The sequence below is a fragment of the Polyangium jinanense genome, from assembly GCF_028435365.1.
On the sequence record NZ_JAGTJJ010000045.1, the window covers coordinates 65,421 to 85,999 of the forward strand.

Genomic DNA, 20,579 nt, shown 5'->3' on the forward strand with positions numbered 1-20,579 from the left:
CGCTCTTCTCATGTCATGCTCGTGCGGCGGTGCTGACGGGCGCACCGGCACGCCCATTCCGGGCCAGGAGACCGCCGCTCTGTGCCTGAAGGTGTGCGCGCCACGGCGCCCTCCACCCATTGACCCGGTGGGGATGTCATACCATGTCGATGCAGAAGGTGCACCAATGCAACCCGCGACCTCCCCTGCACGCCACTACAGGGAGCGCACGGTACCGTTTCTGGCCAGGGACGGGCGGCCGCTCAACCTGGTTCACGTCCGGGGTGAGCAGGAGCCTCGCAAGGGTCCCGTGGTGCTCGTCCATGGGGCGGGCGTGCGTGCCAATATCTTCCGCGCGCCCGTCGAGCAGAGCCTCGTCGATGCGCTCGTGGCCGACGGTTACGACGTGTGGCTGGAAAACTGGCGCGCGAGCATCGACCTCGAGCCCACCGAGTGGACGCTCGATCAGGCTGCCGTTTTCGACCACCCGAGCGCCATCCAAACGATCGTCCGGGAGACGGGCCGCGACGAGGTGAAGGCGATCATCCACTGCCAGGGCTCGACGAGCTTCATGCTGTCGGCGGTGGCCGGGCTCGTCCCGCAGGTGAAGGTCATCCTCACCAATGCCGTGTCCTTACACCCCGTGGTGCCGCGCGCTGCGCAAAGGAAGTTGAGATATGCCGTCCCGTTCGTGTCGCACATGACGCCCTATCTCGACCCGCAATGGGGCATCTCGGTGCACGGCATCACGCCCCGGTTCATCACCCTGGTCGTGAAGGTCAGCCACCACGAATGCGACAACCTCGTGTGCAAGCTGGCGAGCTTCACCTATGGCACGGGGCACCCGACGCTCTGGCGGCACGAGAACCTGAACGTCGAGACGCACGAGTGGCTGAAACACGAGTTCGCCAAGGTGCCGCTCACCTTCTTTCAGCAAATGAACGCGTGCGTGCGCGCGGGGCACCTGGTGCCGGTCGAGGGCTACCGGGAGTTACCCGAGGACGTGGCCGAGCGCCCGCCGGAGACGGATGCCCGCTTCGTGTTTTTCGCCGGGGAACGCAACGAGTGTTTCCTGCCCGAGAGCCAGCGGCGCACCTACGAGCACATGTCGCGCCGCCGGCCCGGCCATCACGCGCTGCACGTGCTTCCAGGTTATGGCCATCTCGACGTCTTCATGGGCAAGGACGCTGCCCGAGACGTGTTCCCACTCATTCTCGCCGAATTGGACAGGCCGGTGTGAAGGAGCAATGCCATGTGGCTCATGCCAGGACGAATCAAGCAGCAGGAGGGGCGTTATTCGCGGGTTGACGGGATCCCCTATGAGCTGCCCATCAACTCCCAGTCGTCGCCGGCCATGATGTCGGCGTTCACCATCGATGCACGGAAGGCCGCCGCGCTGCTGCCCGGCAACGAGGTCCACCCGCTCCGGCTGTGGGGCAACAAGGGCGTCCTGTTCGTCACGGTCGTCGACTATCGCGAGACCGATATCGGGCCCTACATCGAGTTCAGCCTCGCCATCGCGTGCACCTACGGGCCGAAGCCCGCGCCCGCGCTTTTGCCGCTGCTTTTTCAGAAGCGGTACCGGCTGGGGCAATACGTGATGGACCTGCCGGTGAGCACGGAGATCTCCGTGAAGGGCGGCAAGGGAATCTGGGGCATGCCCAAGCACCAGGCCAACCTGGACTTCCGCATCGACGAGCGCACGGTCAGCAGCCAGTACGACAAGGATGGCCAGTTCGCGGTGCGCATCGAGATCGAAAGGCCCCCGCGGACCCGGCTCTCCCTCCGCGCGAGCGCGGCCAACTATTGCCAGTTCCGCGGCATGCTGATGAAGTCCTATATCTACTTCCACGGGAAGTTCGGGTTCCGCCTCGGGCGCCGAGCTTCGGCCCGGCTCACCATCGGGGACCACCCGCGCGTGCAGCCGCTCCGGACGCTCGGGATTTCCGAGAAGCCGTTTTTCGTGGGCTACTTCCCGGCGTCGAGCGGCGTGCTGGACGACCACTTCGAGTGCTGGTTCCTCAGTTATCCCAAGCTCCCCGCCGCGCAGCCGGAGGGGCTGGAGAGCGTGGTGGGCCTCGGCCTGAGCCAGCAATGGCTGCCGCCTCCGCGTGAGCCCGCGCTCGAGGCTCCCAAAATGCTCGAGGCTCCCCAGGCGGCCGAGGCGCCCCAGCCGCGAAAGCCTGCCCGGGAGAACCTCGGCACGGAAACGCACGCATTCAGGCGCGTGGTTTTCCGCACGCTCAATGCATGCCTCTTGTTCCTGTGTGCCTCGATGTACCTGGGGACCGGCTGGTCTCTGGTGTTGTTCTCGTTCCCCATCGCGCCGCTTCTCACCGTGGACAACTATTACCTTCAGTTCGTACCGCAGGTGACGGCGGCCACGCAGTTCTTCACCTGGATGACCCTGGTCATGCTGGCGTCCGCAGGGGTCCTGTTCGTCCAGGAACGTCACACGCGGCTACGCTGGTATCCGGCCATCGCCTTCCTGTCCGTGGTGGCCGCAACGTTGCTCACCCGGTTCGTCATTTTCCGGTACAATGCGGAGATGGCCGCGGGGATTACCGATCCCGAACGCCTCGGCGAGGTGCTCGCCGCGTGGATGACCACCAATCGCATTCGCGTGGCCCTATGGACGGTCCAGTGGCTGGCCATGATGGGCTATTTCGCGCACAAGGTGCTGCGGGCGGAGCGGCCCACGCGCATTTTGGCGAAGAAGGAAACGCCCGAGGGGCCCAAACCCCACCGGTGGGTGGAGGCGGAGGTCCGGCCATGAATGCGCGGGCCGAGCGATGGCTGCGCTGGCTCCTCGGGGTCATCGGCTTGAGCACGGTGGCGAGCGGCGCCGTGCAGCTCGTCGCCCCCGGCTTCGTGCTCGGGGTCATGGGTGGTGTGTCGAGCCCGACGAGCCGCCATTTCTTCGGCATCGTGGGCATGTTCATGGTCCTCTTCGGAGGCATGCTGCTCCAGGCAGTGGCGCGGCCGAAGGAGAGCTCGGCCGCCTTCCGGTGGGTCGGTTTGCAAAAGCTAGGTGCATGCGCGGCGGTGAGCCTCGGCGTTTTCCGTGGGCTCTTCTCGCCGATTGCGCTGAGCGTCGCCGGCTTCGACCTCCTCTCCGCGGCATTGGTGTTCGGTTACCTCGACCTCCTGCGCCGCCCCGCGCGAAAAGACGTGGTCTACAAGCGCCCGCCCGTGGCGCCCTCCGCCGGGGAGCTACGCCCCTCTACGCTGCCCGTCACCGCGGCGCCTCAGGCGAATGAACGAAAACGAGCGCTCATCCTCGCCGGCGGCGGAATGCGGGTCGCCTGGCAAGCGGGGGTCCTCCGCGCCCTCGAGGACGCTGGAATCGCCTTCACGCACGCCGACGGCACCTCGGGCGGCATCATCAACCTGGCCATGCTGCTGTCCGGTCAATCGCCCGCGGAGATGTGCAATCGCTGGCGAACGCTGCGCGTGAAGGACTTCGTGTCCTTCGTCTCTCCGGAGAAATATTTCGAGGCGTGGGACATGGAAGCGCTCGGCGACGCGGACGGTATCGTCGAGCGCGTATTCCCGCACCTCGGGATCGACGTGAACGCGATCCGGGCCCATACCACGCTGACGGGCACGTTCAATGTCTGCGACTTCGCGCGCAAGACGAACGAGGCCATCCCCCACACCCAGGTGGACCAGGAACTACTCGTGGCGGGCATTTCGCTGCCCATTTTCATGCCCCCCATCCGCCAGGGCGGGAGGGTCTACATGGATTCCGTCTGGATCCAGGACGCCAACCTGCTCGAAGCGGTACGGCGAGGGGCCGATGAATTGTGGGTGCTGTGGTGCATCGCCAACACGCCCACCTACGCGCGCGGGGTGTTCCATCAGTACGTGCACATGATCGAGCTGAGCGCCAACGGCGCTCTCTTCGAGCAGCTCGAACGCCTTCAGGAGATCAACGACCGCATCCGGGCTGGCGAAGAGGTGTGGGGCCACCGCCGACCCATCGTGGTCCACCTCATCAAGCCCGAGCAACCCCTGCCGCTCGATCCAGAGTTCTATGCCGGGCACATCACCGCCGGCTCGCTCATCGACATGGGATACGCGGACGCCTGTCGATACCTGCAAACGCGCGCCGAGCAAGGCCTCTCACTCACACCGGAGATCACGCAAATGTACCCATCCGGAGCCGACCTCGCCTTCCGCGAGACCATGTCCGGCCCGCTGGCGCTCGGAGAGACCGATCCCGTCGCCGGGGCCGGTAGCAACAGAGCCGATCCATTCACGTTCCACGCCACCATCAGCGTGGACGACATGGATGCATTCATCCAGGATCCGCAACACGCGGCGCGGCTCGTGGCGCACGTCTCCTTCCCGCCCTTCGGGGACGACATCCCCGTGAAGCGTGGGAGTTTCAACCTGTTCAGGTCGGGTGACACCCCGAATACCCGGCTGATGACCTATGGCATGGCCTTCGACCACCAGGGCCGCGAATATTACCTGGCCGGCACCAAGACCATTCGCGACGACGCGGGACCCGACCTGTGGCGCGACACCACCCGACTCTATTGCCACCTCCACGAGGGCCCGGACGAGCGCGGTCCCGTGGTGGGCGCGGGTGTCCTCGAGCTCGGCGTGCGCGACGTGCTCGACCTGGTGTCCAGCATGCGCTCGTTCCGTGGCGAAGGCGAAGGGCTGAAAGCGGTGGCACGCTTCGGCCAGTTCTTCTTCGGCACGCTCTGGGATGTCTACGCGCCGCTCGCCAAGGAGCGCGAGGAAAAGGAGCGCGAGGCCTCGAAGCGGGAAGCCTCGGCCGCGCCGGGAGGAAAAGGGGCCTCGTCATGAATTCGCAACGTGAACATTTCGACGTCATCATCGTCGGCTCCGGCTTCGGCGGCTCGGTGATGGCCTACCGCCTGGCCGAGGCCGGCCTCCGCGTCTGCGTGCTCGAGCGCGGCAAGGCTTACCCTCCGGGCTCCTTCCCCCGCAGCCCGCACGCCATGCGCCATAACTTCTGGGACCCGAGCGAGGGGCTCCACGGGCTTTTCAATCTGTGGTCCTTCCGGGGTCTCGGCGGCGTGGTGGCGAGCGGACTCGGCGGCGGCTCGCTCATCTACGCCAACGTCCTCTTGCGCAAAGACGAGAAGACCTTCATTCACGAGAACCTGAAGGACGGCGGTTACGAAGACTGGCCCGTCACGCGCGCCGACCTGGATCCGCATTACGACGCCGTGGAGAAGATGCTCGACGCCCACCGCTATCCGTTCGAGCACGAGCCCTACCGGCACACCCAGAAGACGATCGCGATGAAACTGGCCGCCGAGCGGATGGGTCGCGCGAGGGATTGGCAGCTTCCCCCGCTGGCGGTGACCTTCGCCAACCCCGGCAAGCACCTGCCCATGCTGCCCGTGCCCGGCGAGCCCATCGAGGAGCCCTACCCCAACCTGCACGGCCTCACACGCACCACCTGCCGGCTGTGCGGAGAGTGCGATATTGGTTGCAACTTCGGGAGCAAGAACACCCTCGATTACACGTACCTATCCGCGGCGAAACGCCACGGGGCGGACATCCGCGTGCGGCGCGAGGTGAAGGCATTCTGGCACGAGGATGGAGAGTACATCGTCGAATGCGTCGATTACACGGGGGTGCACGAGGACGAGCGACCCGAGGTGCCCCCCTCGGGCATGCCTCGCGAGACGCTGTCGGCAGACCGGCTCGTCCTCGCGGCCGGGACCTTCGGGACGACCTATCTCTTGCTGCGCAACCGGCATGCCTTTCCGGGCCTGAGCAAGCAGCTCGGGACGAGGTTTTGCAGCAACGGCGACCTCTTGGGCTTCCTCCGCAAGTGCACGGATAGCAGCGTGCGAAAGCGCGCGCCGCGCTTCCTGGACGGCGGCCATGGCCCGGTCATCACCAGCGCCCTCCACATCCACGACGATGACGCGACGGAGGGGGGTGACGGCCACGATTACTACATCGAGGATGCTGGCTATCCGGAGTTCGTCAACTGGCTCTACGAGGGCAGCAATCAGCTCGCGTTGATACGCCGCTTCACGCGGCTCGGCCATCGGCTCGTGAAGGGATGGCTGAGGCTCAACGCGGACAGCGACGTGAGTGAAGAGATCGCCGAGGTGCTCGGCGACTGCATCGGCTCGGCCACCTCCATGCCGCTCCTCGCCATGGGCCGTGACACCCCCAATGGGCAAATGACCCTGACGAAGAACGGGATGCTCGACATCGCCTGGACCATGCGGGACTCGTCCCGCTATTTCGCGGATGTCCGGGAGACCATGGCGGAAATGGCACATGTGCTCGAGGGGCGGCTGATGCAGAATCCACTCAGCTACCTCAGCCGCGTCATCACCGTGCACCCGCTCGGAGGCTGCCCCATGGGACGCGACGAGTCCGTGGGGGTGGTGAACGCCGAGGGCGAGGCATTCGGACAACCTGGGTTGTACGTGGCGGATGGGTCGGTGATGCCAGGCCCCACGGGTGCCAATCCCTCCCTCACCATTGCCGCCATGGCCGACCGCTTCGCCGACCGCCTCCTCGAACGATCTCGCCGCGTATCGCCCACCCGAGACAGCCCGTCTCCTCCGGAGCTCGGCGCACCCTGAAGGACGGCGATCGATGAGGAACGCAGCGCGTCCGCCGGCACGGCGAATGGTGAGCTGGTTCGACCCGTTCATGCTCGTCAAGATGGCCTTGCGGGCCGCCTTCTCCGAGCTGATTGGGAGGCAGGCGGATCGGCGGCTGCTCGACGCGCTCGAGGCTCCCATGACGGAGCCCAGTGACTTCTCCGTCGACGCGAACGGCGGGCTCCGCGAGGAGGTCTGGTTCGATTACGTGGCGGATCTGGGTGACGGGTGGAATTCCACGTATTCGGTCGCCCTCGCGGTCTCGCGAAAAACCCTCACGCTGCGGGACGCGGCGGGCCTGGAGTACGAAACACGCGGCGGTGAGATTCTCGTCTTCGGAGGAGACGCCGTGTATCCCGTGGCGAGCGTGAATGGCTACGAGGAGCGGACCCTCCGGCCGTACGCGGCAGCGCTGCGCGGGCAACGACCCCCGCCGCACCTGTTCGCCATCCCAGGCAATCATGACTGGTACGACGGGCTGACCTCCTTCGTTCGTCTGTTTTGCCAGGGCCGTCATCCGGCTGGCCTTCCGACCCGGCAGCGTCGGAGCTACTTCGCCGTGAAACTGCCTCACGGGTGGTGGCTCCTCGGCACGGACATGCAGCTCGAATCGGACATCGACGCGCCGCAAGTTCGCTACTTCCAGGCCATCGCGGCACAGATGCGTCAGGAGGACCGGATCATTCTGTGCCACGCGGAGCCCGCTTGGCTGTGGCCGCAAGTAAGGCCGCCAGGCGACCGGACCGACCTCGAGAACAACGTCGAATTCCTCCAGAGCCGGGTGCTCGGCAAGAAGGTGAGCGTCTTTCTCGCCGGAGACCTCCACCATTACCGGCGGCACGAAAATCACGAGGGCCGCCAGAAGATCATCGCGGGGGGCGGAGGAGCATTCTTGCATCCGACGCACATCCCCCGGAAGGAGTTTCAGCTGGCGGATGGCTTCACCCTGCGCGCGTGCTTTCCGAGCATCGCGGCGTCGAGGCGGATTTGCTGGCGAAACTTCGGTTTCTTGTGGAAGAACCCCAGGTTCGGGGTCTTCACGGGCATCCTCTACGTGCTTTTGGTATGGCCTCTCATGGCAGACGCGGGTGTCGGCTCCGTGTCCTCCGAAACTTCATCGCCCCTACGGGGCACGGCGCTCCTCGATCCGGTCTTTTTGCTCGTCACGGCGGTGCTCATGCTGGGCCTCATCGGCTTCGCCGATCGCCGTTTCGGCCGCCTTCGTGGACTCGCGGGGCTCTTGCATGGCCTCATGCATTTGACCGCGGCGCTCCTGATCGCCCGGGGCACCACGCTCCTCGCGGGCTCCGTCCTGGGCCTGCCATTCCCGAGCCCTCAGCGAGACCTGCTCTGCGTTGCGCTGATCTTCCTCGGCGGGTTTTTCATGGGCCCGACCATCATGGGTCTTTACCTGCTCGTCTCGCTGAACGCCTTCGGTGCCCATCCGAACGAGGCATTTTCGTCGCTGGCGATTCCGGACTGGAAGAATTTCCTCCGAATCCACATCGATCGGGATGGGCGCCTGTGGATCTTCCCCGTCGGGATCCGGCGCGTGACGCGCGCATGGAAGCCGGCAAGCTCCGTCGACGACCCAGAATGGGTGGCCGACCCGAGGGACCGGCGCGCCACACCCCCAGCGCTCATCGAGCCGCCCATCGTCATCGAGAGATCGGCGGCGCCTCCACGCGACGCGGGACGTGCACGCGTGTCCAAGTGAGCATACCCGGGACGCCCCCCCGCTTCGGGCATCCCTTCTCCGCCACTAGCTCCCTTCAGAACGCACAAACCTCATCCGAAACCCGCACCGTGCACACCATCTCGTTGCACCGCAACGTCCCGAGGCAGTTCCCGTCATCCATGCACGCCTCGCCCTCGATCGCCTTCCGCTTGCACGTCCCGTTGTCGCAGAACGCGTATTGCAGGCATTCATTGTCCATCGTGCACGCCGTCCCATCGCCCGGGAGCTGCACGCATTTGCGGTCCGTCGGGTGGCAATAATCGTCGAACCGCACGCACGCGCCCTGCTGCAGCGAGGGATTGCACTGCCCGCCGCGGTTTTGCAGCAGGTAACAAGTCTGCGGATTGCCGCCGACGTCGCAGCGCATCCCGTCCTTGCATTGGTCGACCGCGTCGCACGCGTCGCCGTTGTCCTTGCGCGCCTTGCACGTGAACGGCATTGCGGCTTGATCACAATAGGCCGACGCGACGCACGGGTTCGTCGTGCAATCGCCGCCCACCGCCACGAGGGCCGGCCGCTTCTTGCACACGCCGAGCGTGCAGACGCCGCCGCCCGTGGGCATCGACGTGTCACAGAAGCTATCGCCCGCGCACTCCTCCGCGAGCAGGCACGCCTCGCCCTCGCGCACCGTGCCGACGAACATCCCCGCGCACGCGTCGGAGATGCTCTTCAGCGACGTCGCGCGCGTGTCGCACGCGTATGCGCGCACCGCTTCGACGCACGCGCGACCCGCCGTCGGATCGTACGTCACGAGCCCGAGCACCGCGTCCGTCAGGAGCTGGAGCGTCTCTTGCTCGTCGCCCTGCGTCGCGTCGCACGTGGGCTTGTCCGGCGAAAGCCCGCACCGCACGTGTTGCTCGCACGTCGCTTGCGCGAGCTCGTCACGCAGCGCGTCGAGCGGGATCGGCCCGGGGCCCGCCGGAGGTTCGTCCCCGCACGCGCCGAGCGGCGCGGCGAGCAGAAAGAGCGCCGAGAGCCGAAAGGCAAGCCCGGTCTTGATGCGAGGCAAAGGGAAAGAACGTGAGTGGATTTTCATGATGCGCGAGTGTACCGGCCTCCGCGCCCTGGAAAAGGTTTTCCGCGCGGGCTCGGGCTGGAGTAGCTTCCTCGCATCACACCGGTCAACGCTTGGGGCTTCGGATCGCCTGCGGCGTCCTGCGCCCCAAACCCCCAGGAGGTCTCCACCCATGGTTCGCTCCCTCGCCGCCCTCACCTTCGTGCTCGCACTCTTGCCGGCCTGCGGCCCGGCCCCGGAACCCGTCACGCCCGAAGGCGGCGGTGAAAACGCCGCGAAGGAGCCCGCCGCCGAGGAGAAGAAGCCCGCGGAAGAGGCCCCCGCCGCCGAAGCAAAGCCCGAGGGCGAAACGCCCGCCGCCGAGGCGAAGGCGCCCGAGCGCAAGCCCGCCGAAGCGAAGGCGCTGAGCGAGTCGGAGTCGCTCGCGAAGGAGATCATCAAGGGCGGCGGGCGGCGTATCGGCTGGTCCGCGTCGAAGAAGCTCTTCGTCGTGCCGATGGAGAAGCGCACGGAGTCGACCGGCAGCCTCGACATCCACTTCTACGGAGAGGACGGGCAGAGCCGCGATCCGATGCGCGTCTGTCAGCCGGGCGAGTGCGAGGAGCACCTCGACGAGAAGGTCGCGGAGGTCCTGCCGAAGCTCGCGCAGAAGCTCGAGGAGGGCCAGTTCGTGGCGATCCGCAGCATCGGCTGGCCGGACAACCGCGACGAGCTCGACGTGTCGAGCCTCTCGATGAAGCTCAAGTGGTCGAAGGGCAAGATCGAAGGCGTGAAGGAAGGCCAGAAGCCCGTCGCGTTCACGGCCGTCGGCGGCAAGCTCGACATCTCGGCGCTGAAGGCGATCTACGTCGTGCCCGACTCGAAGCTGCTCGGCGTCTTCGGCACGCCGTCGAAGCCGGGTTTCGTCCAGACCTTCCACGTCGTCAAGATGCCCTGACGAGCCGGAACGGGCCTCACCAAAAACCGTCGTTCCGTCGCGCTCGGCGATGTCCTAGGATGCGCGGTCATGACCGACGACATCTCCGAGCTCACGGCGAGGCATACCTACGGCACCTGGCGCGCGCAGCGCGGCTGGAAGCCCCTGCATGTCACGAAGGCCGAGGGCTGCCATTTCTGGGACGCCTCCGGCAAACGATACCTGGATTTCTCGTCGCAGCTCGTCTGCTCGAACCTGGGCCACCAGAACCAGGCGGTCATCGACGCCATTTGCGCGCAGGCCAAGGAGCTCGCGTTCATCGGCCCCTCGTACACCTGTGACATCCGCGCGAAGGCCGCGCTGAAGATGCTCGAGGTGATGCCGAAGGGGCTCGACAAGTTCTTCTTCGCCACCTCCGGCACCGAGGCGAACGAGGCCGCCATCAAGATCGCCCGGCTCTACACGGGCAAACACAAGATCATCGCCCGCTACACCTCGTACCACGGCTCGACCGCCGGCTCGATCGCCGCGACGGGCGACCTGCGCCGCTGGTTCGTGGAGCCGACCGGGAAGATCCCGGGCGTCATTTTCGGGCCCGAGGCGAATTGTTATCGGTGCCCGCTCCAGCAAAAGCAGGGCACGTGCGGCACGGCCTGCGCCGATTACCTCGCGTACATGATCGATCACGAGGAGAACGTCGCCGCGATCATCGTGGAGCCGATCGTCGGGACGAATGGCGTGCTCGTGCCGCCCCCGGACTACCTGCCGAAGCTCGCCGAGCACGCGAAGAAGCGCGGCGTGCTGCTCATCGCGGACGAGGTGATGACGGGCTGGGGCCGCACGGGCAAGTGGTTCGCCGTGGAGCACTGGGGCGTGACGCCCGACATCCTGACGACGGCGAAGGGCGTGACGAACGCGGCGATGCCGCTCGGCGTGGTCGCGACGAGCCGCGCGATCAGCGATTATTTCGACGACAACTACTTCGCGCACGGCCACACCTACGAGGCGCACCCGCTCACGCTCGCGCCCGCGGTCGCGGCGATCGACGAGTACAAGCGGCTCAACCTCATCGAGCGGTCGGCGAAGATGGGCGAGCTGCTCGGCCAGAAGCTCAAAGCGCTCGCCGAGAAACATCCGTCGATCGGCGACGTGCGTGGCCTCGGCCTCTTCTGGGCCGTGGAGCTCGTCAAGGACCGCACGACGAAGGAGCCGTTCAATACGCCGCAGGACAAGGCGCAACGCAAGCCCCTCGTCATCGACGCGGTCGCCGCCGAAATGACGAAGCGCGGGGTCACGGTGCTCGCGTGGGTGAGCCACCTCGTGATCGCGCCGCCGCTCATCGTGACCGAGGAGGAGCTCGACGAGGGCGTGGCCGCGCTCGACGCCGCGCTCACGATCGCCGACGAGAAGATCGCGGCGCGCTAGAGCCCGGATGACGGATCTCGCGCCCCCGACCGAGGCTCCACGCTCGCTCGCCTCCGGACGAAGCGCCCTCGCCGTTCCCGCGGCCGAGGGCCTCGCCCGGAGGACGATCAGCGACAACCTCGCGCGCGAGATCCTCATCAGCGAGCGCTTCCGGGCGCAGCTGCTCGCGGGAGCGTTCGGCGGCGCGCTCATCGCCTTCCTCGCGCTCTCGGCGTCGTATCCCGGCGCGATGGCCGAGTTCTTCCACAGCCGCCTCGACCGCGTCCGCGTGGGCCTCTTGCTCGGCGGATTCGCCGCCTACGAGCTCGTCGCGCTGCGCGGCATCGAGAAGCTCATCCAGAGCCGCAAAAAGCCGGCCGTGGCGCGGCGGTACGTGGACACGCTCGTCGAGACGAGCCTGCCGACCTTGGCGATCGTCTATTACATGTCGATCGTCGAGCCGTTCGAGGCGCTGCTCCTGCCGCCGGCGTTCGTCTATTTCGTGTTCATCCTGCTCTCGACGCTGCGGCTCGACCCGAAGCTCTGCGTGTTCTCGGGGATCGTGGCCGCGGCGGAGTACGCGCTGCTTTCGTTTTTCGCGCTCCAGGGCGCGAAGGCGACGAATCCGCTCACGTCGGCGGCGCATCATCTCGGCAAGGCGCTCATCCTGCTCGGGAGCGGCGTGGCGGCGGGGTTCGTGGCGCGGCGGCTGGAAAAGGGTTTTCGGCGGACGCTCGAGTCGCTCGAGGATCGCAGCCGGATCCTGAGCGTGTTCGGGCAACACGTCTCGCCCGCGGTGGTGGAGCAGCTCCTCGCGCAGAAGGCGGACGTGCGGAGCGAGCTCCGCGAGGTGTGCGTGATGTTCCTCGACGTCCGCAATTTCACGGCGTTCTCGGAGCGAAAGAGCCCGGAAGAGGTCGTGGGATACCTGAACGCCCTCTTCGATTTCATGATCGAGAGCGTCAACGCGCACCACGGCATCGTGAACAAGTTCCTCGGCGACGGATTCATGGCGGTGTTCGGCGCGCCGCTCCGAGGCGACAACGATTGCAAGAACGCGGTGGAAGCGGCGATCGAGATCGTGTCGAGGCTCGAAGCGCTGGTCGCGGACGGGTCGATCCCGGCGACGCGGGTCGGCATCGGGATTGCGTCGGGCAAGGCGCTCATCGGGAACGTCGGTTCGTCGGAGCGAAAGGAATACACGGTGATTGGCGACGTGGTGAATGTCGCGTCCCGCGTGGAGGGGCTCAACAAGGAGCTTGGGTCGCAGATCCTCGTGACGGCGCGCGTCTTCGAATCGTGCGGGCTGGAATTGCCCGAGGCGGCCGCGACGGCGCCGCTCCATGTGCGCGGCCGAAAGGAGCCCGTCAGGATCTTTCGTTTGGCGTGAACGTTTGGCTGCGCGCGACGCGCACGCCCGTTTTCCCGAGCGGGATTTCCGCGGCGCAGAGCGCCTCGACGAGGACGCCGACGAGCTCGCTCGCAGCGCCCGCGCCGGCGCGATGCGCCGTCACCCGATAACAAGTGCCCTCGGCGTCGAGCCGCACGAGCTCGACGCGGGGCCGGCTGCCCACGGCGCCCGCCGCCTCGCGCAAGAGCTCGCGCACTTCCTCGTCGAGGGCCGTCTTTTCGAGTGTGACCTCGGCCGAGACCGGCGGCTCCGGGCCAAGGAGGCGCGTGGGCCGCACGAGCGAATACAGGTGCGGGATACGAAACGTCCCGTCCTCCCCTTCGAGCTCGACTTCGAGGAGGGAAACCGCGCGTACCCTTCCCGCGCGTCCGCCGATTTCGGCGTGCTCACCGACCGACAAACGCCGGCCATACACGACCACGATGCCCACGGCCGCGCTGGCGACGACGGGCGTGGTGGAGAGCGCGAGCGCCGCGATCACGGCCGTGCCGGCACGCACGAGGGCGCCGTCGTCGTCGCCGAGGACGAGCGGCGCGGCGACCAGGAAAAACCCGATGACCACGGCCGCGCGGACGAGGATGCTCGTCGGCGCGGCGAGATCGGCCGGGAGCCAATCGAGGGTGGTCTGCCCACGCGCGACGCCGTCGAAAAAGAGGCTGATGAAGCGGACGAGGACGATGAGGGCGATCGCGGCGATGACCGCGACGACGAGCAAGGGGAGCGAGCCGATGAGGCGCGCGAGGAGCGAATAAAGCGGGCCGAAGACGAACCCGCTGAGGCGCTCGGCATACCCGCGCGTGGGCTCGAAGAGGGAGAGGCCGATGAGGACCCAGCCATACGCAATGCCCAGGCGGAAGAGGACACGGCCGGCCTTCGTGGCGATGAGCATCGCGGCGCGGAAGGATTCCGGCCGGACGACCTCGATCGATTGCAGGCGAATGGCGGGGATACGCTCGGGGTGCTCTTCGAGGAAGGCGCGGGCGCGGTCGGCGACCTGGCCGATTTTGCGGGCGAAAAAGAGGGCGACCATGCCCGAGAGGACGACGAGCGCGACGGAGAGGAGCGTGAGGAGCGCGGCGCTGCGGGATTGCTCCTTGGCAAGCGCGACCCGGACGCGGCCGGCGACGTCCTCGGCGAGCGCGGCCACGCTGGCCTCGCCGGACGTCGCGGCGTCGTCGGGGCCGAAGGTGACGATCGTTTTATCGGAGGCGATGACGAGCGCCTCGTCGCCGCGGCGCTCGACGCGCACGGCGGCCTGTTCGCCGCTCTCGGCGGCCGCGCGGAGGGCCATCGAGGCGGCGCGCGCGCGCTCCTCGGGCGATTCATCGGCGCGGGGGACACGAATCGAGAAGAGGCGCGCGTCGCGTAGGCGGACGGGGACGCCTTCGGCGATGGGAGGAGCAGGGGCGGCGGAAGCGGCGGCGGGAGCGGGAGCGGAAGCGGAGGCGGAGGCGGAAGCGGGCGCGGCGGCGGAAGCGGGCGCGGCGGCGGACTCGGCCCCCGGCGCCAGCACCGAAGCATCGGGCGCGGCGTGGGCGCCGATCGGCAGCGCCAGGCACGTCAGCGCGAGGAGGACGCCTCGGAGCGGGCAACGCGGGTGCACGCGGCAAGCTTCGGCCGGCGGGCCGACAAGGTCAAGTGCGACGGGCGATTACTGACAAATACACGTCATGCGGTTGCACTTGGCACAGCCATCCCAAAACGTCCCACCGGTGAAAGACTTCGACTGCTCTCCGATGAAACATTCCTTGCTCTGAATGTCGAAGCACGCCGTCGTTTCGTCGCCGCAGCCGATGCAGTCGAAGAAGCAACATTCCGCGATGGGGGCGCCGCACCCTGCATCCCCATTGCAAACCCACGTGCCCTTGCACGGCGCGCAGCTCCCGCCGCAGTCGACCTTGAGCTCGTTCCCATCCTGGACGCCGTTCTCGCACCGGCACTTCCCGCCCACGCAGGTGTCCGCGCCCTCGCAACGCCCCCCCGGATTGTTGCCGTCGAGGGCCGGCGCGCATACGCCGTTCGGCATTCCGGTCGCCGTATTGACGCACCCCATGCACTTGCCGTCACACGCGCTCTCGCAGCATACCCCCTGGACGCAAAAGCCGCTCATGCAATCGGGGTTCTCCGTGCACACCGCCCCCACGGGTTGCTCGCCCACCGAAACACAGGCCGTGCCCTCACAAACGAACCCTGGGCTGCAGTCGCCGCAAAGCCCGTCCGTGCACGATTGGCAGCCCATCCCGCACGCCGTGCCGTTCGCCGCGCTCTCGCGCACCGTAGCCCCGTCCTTGCAGATGTCGGCGGTGCAAGAATCGCCGTCGTCGGCCGCGTCGTTCGGATCCGGGATCTGGCCGAGGTTCCCCGCGCCGTCACAGGCCTCGGCCTTGCAATCGCCCGTCACCGTATTGGCGACGACCGTGCCCGCCGGCTCGAAGGCACGAATGCAAACCCCGCTCTCGCACGACCATTTCAAGCACGGGCCGTCGTCTCCACATTCGCTCGGCATCGTGCAGCCCGCGCAGGACCCGAGCCCGTCGCACTTGAGCAGCTTATCCTTGCCGCAAGCGGCGTTCTGCTCCAGAGGCACGAAGAGCGGCGTACCATCGATGCACTTGTTCTCGGTGCACTCGCTCCCGTCGTCGGGGGTCTGATCCGGCGCCGGCTTCGAGACGGCGTGTCCCGTGCCGTCACACGTAAACTCCTGGCAATCGTCGAGCCGCTGGCCGAGCGGGCTCTCTCCCGCGGGCTTGACGTTCACGTACTTGCAGACGCCCTTCTCGCAGGCCCGCGTCCCACAATCGCTGTCCTCGCCCGGACAATCCTGCGCTCTCTCGCACGAGATCGGCGGCTGCTTGTTGAAATCGTAGCCGAGGACCACGCACCCGCCCGCGCCGAGGAGGAACGACAGGGCGAGGGCCTTGGAAAGCACCTGCGTCTTCTTCGTGGATCGCATCAGAACTTCCCTTCGACCCCCACGAAGCCAGGCCCCACGACGAAGGAATGGCCGGTCTTGTTCTTTTCCCGGTCCTTCTTCTTCCCGTCGAGAAGCAGGAGCACCGCGCCCGCCCCCGCCCCCGCGATGCCCACGCCCCACGCGATCGCATTCGCCACGAGCATCGTCTTGCCGAGCTCGGCCGCCTCGTACCCCTTTGCCGTGTCGCATTGCACGCGGGGGCAACCTTCCTCCACGCGGCCATTCGCCGAGACGATGATCCCACCCGTGATGATCGCCCCGACGAACCCGAGCCCGCCCACGCCGAGCGCCGCGATGCCCGCAATACGCCGCGGCCCGAACAGGGGGGGCGGGGGCGGCTCGACGATGACCTTGCCCGCGGTGACGAGGATCTCGACCTGCTCCGCCTCGGCGACCTCGATGACGTACTTCTCCTCGGTGCGCTTCGGCGCGAGCACGGAAATGGTGCGCTTGCCGGGATTGATGGGCACCGCGACGCCGATCCCCTCGGCCTCCTTGCCGTCGATCGTGACGCGGGCGTCCTTGGGCAGCGCGGTCTTGGGCTTGATCGTGAGGAATGGGATGCGCGGTTCGATCTCCGCGAGCTTCTTCTTCGAGGGCGCGAGGCGCGGGTCGCCGGGGTCGAGGACGACGATGCCCTCCTTGTAATAACGCATCGCCGTGACGAGGCGGCCCTCGTGCTCCTCGCATTGCGCGAGGTTGAAGAGCGTGCCGGCGCGGCGGACGAGCGCGAGGCTCTCCTCGAACTTGGGGCAAGCCGTGACGTAATCGTTCCTGTCGATCGCGGCGCGCGCTTCCTTGAAGAGCTCCTCGGCGCGGCGCGCGTCGTCGTCGGTCTTGTCGGCCGCGGCGGGGCGCGCGACCAACAACGAAAGAAGGGCTGCGCCGAGCCCCACGGCGCGTAACTTGCGCCGCTCCCAGATCGAGCGGTCGTTCTTCGACGTCACCATTCGCTGAAGATGTCCTTCGAGCCGCCTGTTTGCGGAGGCTTCGTGCTCTTCTGGGGGGTCGGAACGGGCGAGACGCGTGCCGCCGTCGTCGCCTTCGGCGCGGCGCTCGCCGAGGGCGAAGGCGTGGGCGCGAGAACGGCGGTGGTCGCCGCGGATGCAGGCGGCGCGAGGGCCGCAGGCGATGTGGGCTCGGTCGTGGTCGCGGGCGAGGTCGCCGCCGAGGAGGATGTCGACCCGAAGGCGCGGACGAGGACGAACCCGACACCGCCGAGCACGAGGGCCGCCGCGAGCGAGACGCCGACGAGGACGGCCTTGCGCGAAGGAAGCGGCGACGAGGCGTCTCGCGAGAACGCGGCGCCGGTCTCGGCAGGCCCCATCGTGATCGGCGGCGCCGGCGGCATGAGCTGCATCGCGGCGCGGAGGGCGCGCTGCATCGTGCGCGCGTCGGGCCAGCGGCGCTGTCGATCGAAGGCGAGCGCGCGATCGATGACCTCGCAGAATGCCGGCGGCAAACCGGGCACGATCGAGCCGATCGGCAGCGCTTGCCGCGTCATCGCCAGGAGCAGGACCTTGTTCACGGTTTCGGCCTCGTGGACGAGCCTGCCGGAGAGCGCGTAGTACATGACCGCGCCGAGCGCCCAGAGGTCGGTGCGCGCGTCGATCTCGGCCGTGTGACCGAGCGCTTGTTCGGGCGGCATGAAGGCCGGCGTGCCCATGACGCTGCCGACCTCCGTGGCGCGACCGACGCCCCCGACCGCCGCGGTCTCCCGCATGCGCGCGATGCCGAAGTCGAGGATCTTCACCTCGCCGGCCCTCGTCAAAAACACGTTCTCGGGCTTCATGTCCCGATGCACGATGCCCTTGTCGTGCGCGGCCGCGAGGACGTCGAGCAAGCGCTCCGCGACAAACGCGACCTCGGATGGATGCAGGCGTCCCCCGGGATGCGCACGCCCGCGCTCCTCGAGGTTCTGCCCTTCGAGCAGCTCCATCACGAGGAAGACCGCGCCGTCCTCCGCGCTGTCGTCGTCGAGCACGGCGACCGCGCCCGGATGCTCGATCCGGTTCGCGACGTAGCCTTCGCGCAGGAAGCGACGGCGCGCTTCCTCGTCGGTCGCGAGCTCTGTGCGGAGGAGCTTCACCGCGCCGCGCTTGCCGTTCCTGTGCGTGGCCGCGTAGACGCACGCGGTGCCGCCGACGCCGAGCAGGCGGTCGAGCCGCCATTTGCTGCGCAAGACCTGGCCCACGCGGGCTTGGGCTCGCTGGAAGACGTCGTCGGCGACCCGCTCCATCGTGCTGATCGAACCGTCTCGTCGCGAGGCTGTCAAGGCAAGCGCGGGCTTTTCAGGACGCCCGGCTCACTTCTTCTTTTGCTTCGCGAGCCCTGCGAGAATCTGAAGGAACCGCTGGCACTTCTTGCCGACCTCGAGCCCGTAGGCCGCACGACCATTGCAAAGCTTCTCGGCGCGCTCCATGGCCACGGCGTCGCCCTTGATCGCGCGGGATGCGACCTCCTCGGCGTCCGGCGCGATGCCCTCTTTGTAGGCCGTCTCCTTTTCGAGCTCCTTCGAGGCGAGGGCCTTCTTGAGGTCGTCGGAAATCTCCGGTACGTCGGCCCACGCCGCCGTGGACCGCGCCGCGCCGCGCGCGTACGCGAGCCAGATGCGGCCCTTCGCCTTCGTGTCGCCACACGGCATGTCGGCCTCTTTGGCCTGAAGATCCGCGACGACGAGCTTCGCCTCCGCGGCGCGCTCGAGCTTCTCGGCGGCGCCCTTCGCGGTCGCCTTGTCCTCCGCGGAGAGCTTGCCCGACTCGACGGCCTTCGCGAGCGCGTCACACGAGGCCTCGTACCGCTCGCGCGCCCGACGCTCCTCGCAGGCCTTCTTTTTTTCGTCGATGCGCGCGAAATGCTCGGGCAGCGCGTGCCGCTTCTCTTCCTCGTCGATGTCGGTGATCGAGCACGGGTCGGTCGCGGCCGTGATGCGCGCGTCGAGCTTCTGACGCGCCGCTGCGATGCGGCGCTCGCGGATCACGAACGCGCCCGCGACCGAGCAGATGGCGAAGATCAGGAACACGAGCGAGACACGAAAGAGCTGCCGCCGCTGCAGGTGCCGGTGGACGAGCCGGCTCCGATCGATGAGCTCGCCGGCCTTCTCCATGGCCTCTTCCCAGGCTTCGAGCTCGGCCGCGAGCACCTTCAGCGGGCCCACGAGCGCGCGCTCGCGCGAGAAGCGACGCGCCACGTTCGTGAGCGTCTGCGCGGCGCTCTTGCGCTTGGGATCGACCTCCATCGTGGCGCCGGCAAGGCCCGTGAGCAGGCCGCCGACGGAGACGGCGTACTGCTCGAAGACGCTCTGCGCTTCGACACGCGCGCGCTCGAGCTGCTGGAGCTGGCCCATGTACCCGGCCCACGGGAGGATCGCCTCGACGTCGCGGGGCTTGAGACCGAGCCGCTTCGCCGTGACCTGAACGGCCGTGGTGAGCGCTCCGAGCAGGCTGTCGTGCGAGACCTCCGCGAGGCCCTGCGGCACGCGCACCTCGCGGAAACACTCGAACGCCCTGTACGTCGGGGCGAGCGCCAATTCGCTCAGCGTGCTGCCGAAGTCGAGTCGTGCGGCCGTCAAGTGCTCCCCCCTCGCTGTTTCGCGGGAGACCGGATGGTACGGGTGTTCGAGACCCAGCGCAACGATGCGTTCGTCCCGCGCACCAGGATCTACCCCACCGCGTCCGGCCCTTGTACCATCCGCGCCGATGCTGCCTCGAACGATCGCGCCCCTCGCGGGAATCGCCCTCTCGATCGCCCTCACCTCGCTCGTCGGTTGCGACGAGAAAAAACCCGACGCCGCGCCCACGAAGCCGAGCGCCGCGCCCGTCGCCTCTGCTGCACAGGCGCCGACGCCGACGCCGACGCCAACGCCGACACCGAGCGCCGCGGAGCCTGCGCCGCCGCCGAAGAAGAAGGACGTCGTGTGCTCGAAGGACGCGACGATCACGTTCACGGATCCGAAGTTCGAGGACGCCGTGCGCAGTCAGGCACAGAAGCAAGAAGGCACGCTGACGCGGGCGGACCTCGGCAAAGTGAAGACGCTGAAGCTCACCGAGGTGAAGCTCGACGAGCTCGACCCGTGCCTCTTCCCGCTGTTCACGTCGGTGAAGGGCGTCTACCTGCCGCCCGGGAAGATCGAAGATCTGAGCCCGCTGAAGACGCTCACGACGATCGAGTCGCTGCGCATCGCGGCCACGCAGGTCAAAGACCTCACGCCGCTCGCGGGCCTCGCGAAGCTCGATCGGCTCGATATCGGCCGGACGCCGGTCAAGGATCTCACGCCGCTGTCAGGGCTGACGAACCTGACGGAGCTTCAGATCGACGAGACCGAGGTGACGGATCTGACGCCGCTCTCGAAGCTGAAGAAGCTCGAGATGCTGCAGATGAAGCGCACGCGCATCACCGATCTTTCGCCGCTGAAGGAGCTCAAGAGCCTGAAGAGCCTGCACATCGGGGGCTCGGCCGTGAGCGGTCAGGCCGTGATCCTGGGGATCCCTGGGCTCAAGGTGAACGACGAGTGAAGGTCCCCCTCGGG

General features: G+C 67.5%; 15 protein-coding genes. 9 read left to right on the top strand and 6 right to left on the bottom strand.

The window, feature by feature from the left end:
* Nucleotides 1–10 precede the first annotated feature (10 nt).
* From KEG57_RS41195 to KEG57_RS41215, 5 genes are read left to right on the top strand one after another with little or no spacing between them, the layout of a single operon-like run.
* Complete coding sequence (locus KEG57_RS41195) at nt 11–1,219, top strand: alpha/beta hydrolase family protein (RefSeq protein WP_272426540.1); 1,209 nt, start codon at nt 11–13, stop codon at nt 1,217–1,219.
* Nucleotides 1,220–1,231: 12 nt separating this feature from the next.
* Nucleotides 1,232–2,755, top strand: coding sequence for an acetoacetate decarboxylase family protein (locus KEG57_RS56475; RefSeq protein ID WP_272426541.1), 1,524 nt, complete (start codon nt 1,232–1,234; stop codon nt 2,753–2,755).
* Nucleotides 2,752–4,800: a patatin-like phospholipase family protein gene (locus KEG57_RS41205; RefSeq protein WP_272426542.1), complete on the top strand. Its 2,049-nt coding sequence runs from the start codon at nt 2,752–2,754 to the stop codon at nt 4,798–4,800. Before KEG57_RS56475 ends, KEG57_RS41205 begins: the two co-directional genes overlap by 4 nt.
* Entirely contained in the window at nt 4,797–6,572 is a 1,776-nt protein-coding gene (locus tag KEG57_RS41210) for a GMC oxidoreductase (protein ID WP_272426543.1), read from the top strand. The genes KEG57_RS41205 and KEG57_RS41210 overlap by 4 nt, the downstream gene beginning before the upstream one ends.
* A 13-nt stretch (nt 6,573–6,585) precedes the next feature.
* Nucleotides 6,586–8,310 carry a hypothetical protein gene (locus KEG57_RS41215; RefSeq protein WP_272426544.1) on the top strand — a complete coding sequence of 575 codons (1,725 nt, stop codon included), beginning with the start codon at nt 6,586–6,588 and terminating at the stop codon, nt 8,308–8,310.
* Between the two features lie 55 nt (nt 8,311–8,365).
* Here the strand turns inward: KEG57_RS41215 and KEG57_RS41220 are convergent, their stop codons facing one another.
* Nucleotides 8,366–9,367, bottom strand: coding sequence for a hypothetical protein (locus KEG57_RS41220; protein WP_272426545.1), 1,002 nt, complete (start codon nt 9,365–9,367; stop codon nt 8,366–8,368).
* A 151-nt stretch (nt 9,368–9,518) separates the two neighbouring features.
* Here KEG57_RS41220 and KEG57_RS41225 point away from each other — a divergent pair, with 151 nt between their 5' ends.
* The 3 genes from KEG57_RS41225 to KEG57_RS41235 all read left to right on the top strand — a co-directional run bounded on the left by KEG57_RS41225 (nt 9,519) and on the right by KEG57_RS41235 (nt 13,056).
* Entirely contained in the window at nt 9,519–10,283 is a 765-nt protein-coding gene (locus tag KEG57_RS41225; protein ID WP_272426546.1) for a hypothetical protein, read from the top strand.
* A 69-nt stretch (nt 10,284–10,352) separates the two neighbouring features.
* Entirely contained in the window at nt 10,353–11,687 is a 1,335-nt protein-coding gene (locus KEG57_RS41230; RefSeq protein ID WP_272426547.1) for an aminotransferase class III-fold pyridoxal phosphate-dependent enzyme, read from the top strand.
* A gap of 7 nt (nt 11,688–11,694) precedes the next feature.
* Complete coding sequence (locus tag KEG57_RS41235; protein ID WP_272426548.1) at nt 11,695–13,056, top strand: adenylate/guanylate cyclase domain-containing protein; 1,362 nt, start codon at nt 11,695–11,697, stop codon at nt 13,054–13,056.
* Here the strand turns inward: KEG57_RS41235 and KEG57_RS55920 are convergent.
* The 5 genes from KEG57_RS55920 to KEG57_RS41260 form a co-directional block, all read right to left on the bottom strand.
* Nucleotides 13,034–14,680 (bottom strand): DUF8459 domain-containing protein, encoded by a 1,647-nt coding sequence (locus KEG57_RS55920; RefSeq protein ID WP_272426549.1) that lies wholly within the window; start codon nt 14,678–14,680, stop codon nt 13,034–13,036. The two genes, KEG57_RS41235 and KEG57_RS55920, sit on opposite strands and share 23 nt — an antisense overlap.
* A 48-nt stretch (nt 14,681–14,728) precedes the next feature.
* Nucleotides 14,729–16,030, bottom strand: a complete 1,302-nt coding sequence (locus tag KEG57_RS41245; protein WP_272426550.1) for a hypothetical protein — start codon at nt 16,028–16,030, stop codon at nt 14,729–14,731.
* Nucleotides 16,030–17,001, bottom strand: coding sequence for a hypothetical protein (locus tag KEG57_RS41250; protein WP_272426551.1), 972 nt, complete (start codon nt 16,999–17,001; stop codon nt 16,030–16,032). Before KEG57_RS41250 ends, KEG57_RS41245 begins: the two co-directional genes overlap by 1 nt.
* The gene (locus tag KEG57_RS41255) at nt 16,995–18,290 is read right to left on the bottom strand and encodes a serine/threonine-protein kinase (protein ID WP_272426552.1); all 1,296 of its coding nucleotides are present in this window, start codon (nt 18,288–18,290) and stop codon (nt 16,995–16,997) included. Before KEG57_RS41255 ends, KEG57_RS41250 begins: the two co-directional genes overlap by 7 nt.
* Before the next feature lie 66 nt (nt 18,291–18,356).
* Nucleotides 18,357–19,622, bottom strand: coding sequence for a hypothetical protein (locus KEG57_RS41260; protein WP_272426553.1), 1,266 nt, complete (start codon nt 19,620–19,622; stop codon nt 18,357–18,359).
* A gap of 127 nt (nt 19,623–19,749) precedes the next feature.
* On the opposite strand from KEG57_RS41260, the gene KEG57_RS41265 reads away from it, so the two are divergent.
* The gene (locus KEG57_RS41265; RefSeq protein WP_272426554.1) at nt 19,750–20,565 is read left to right on the top strand and encodes a leucine-rich repeat domain-containing protein; all 816 of its coding nucleotides are present in this window, start codon (nt 19,750–19,752) and stop codon (nt 20,563–20,565) included.
* Nucleotides 20,566–20,579: the final 14 nt, after the last annotated feature.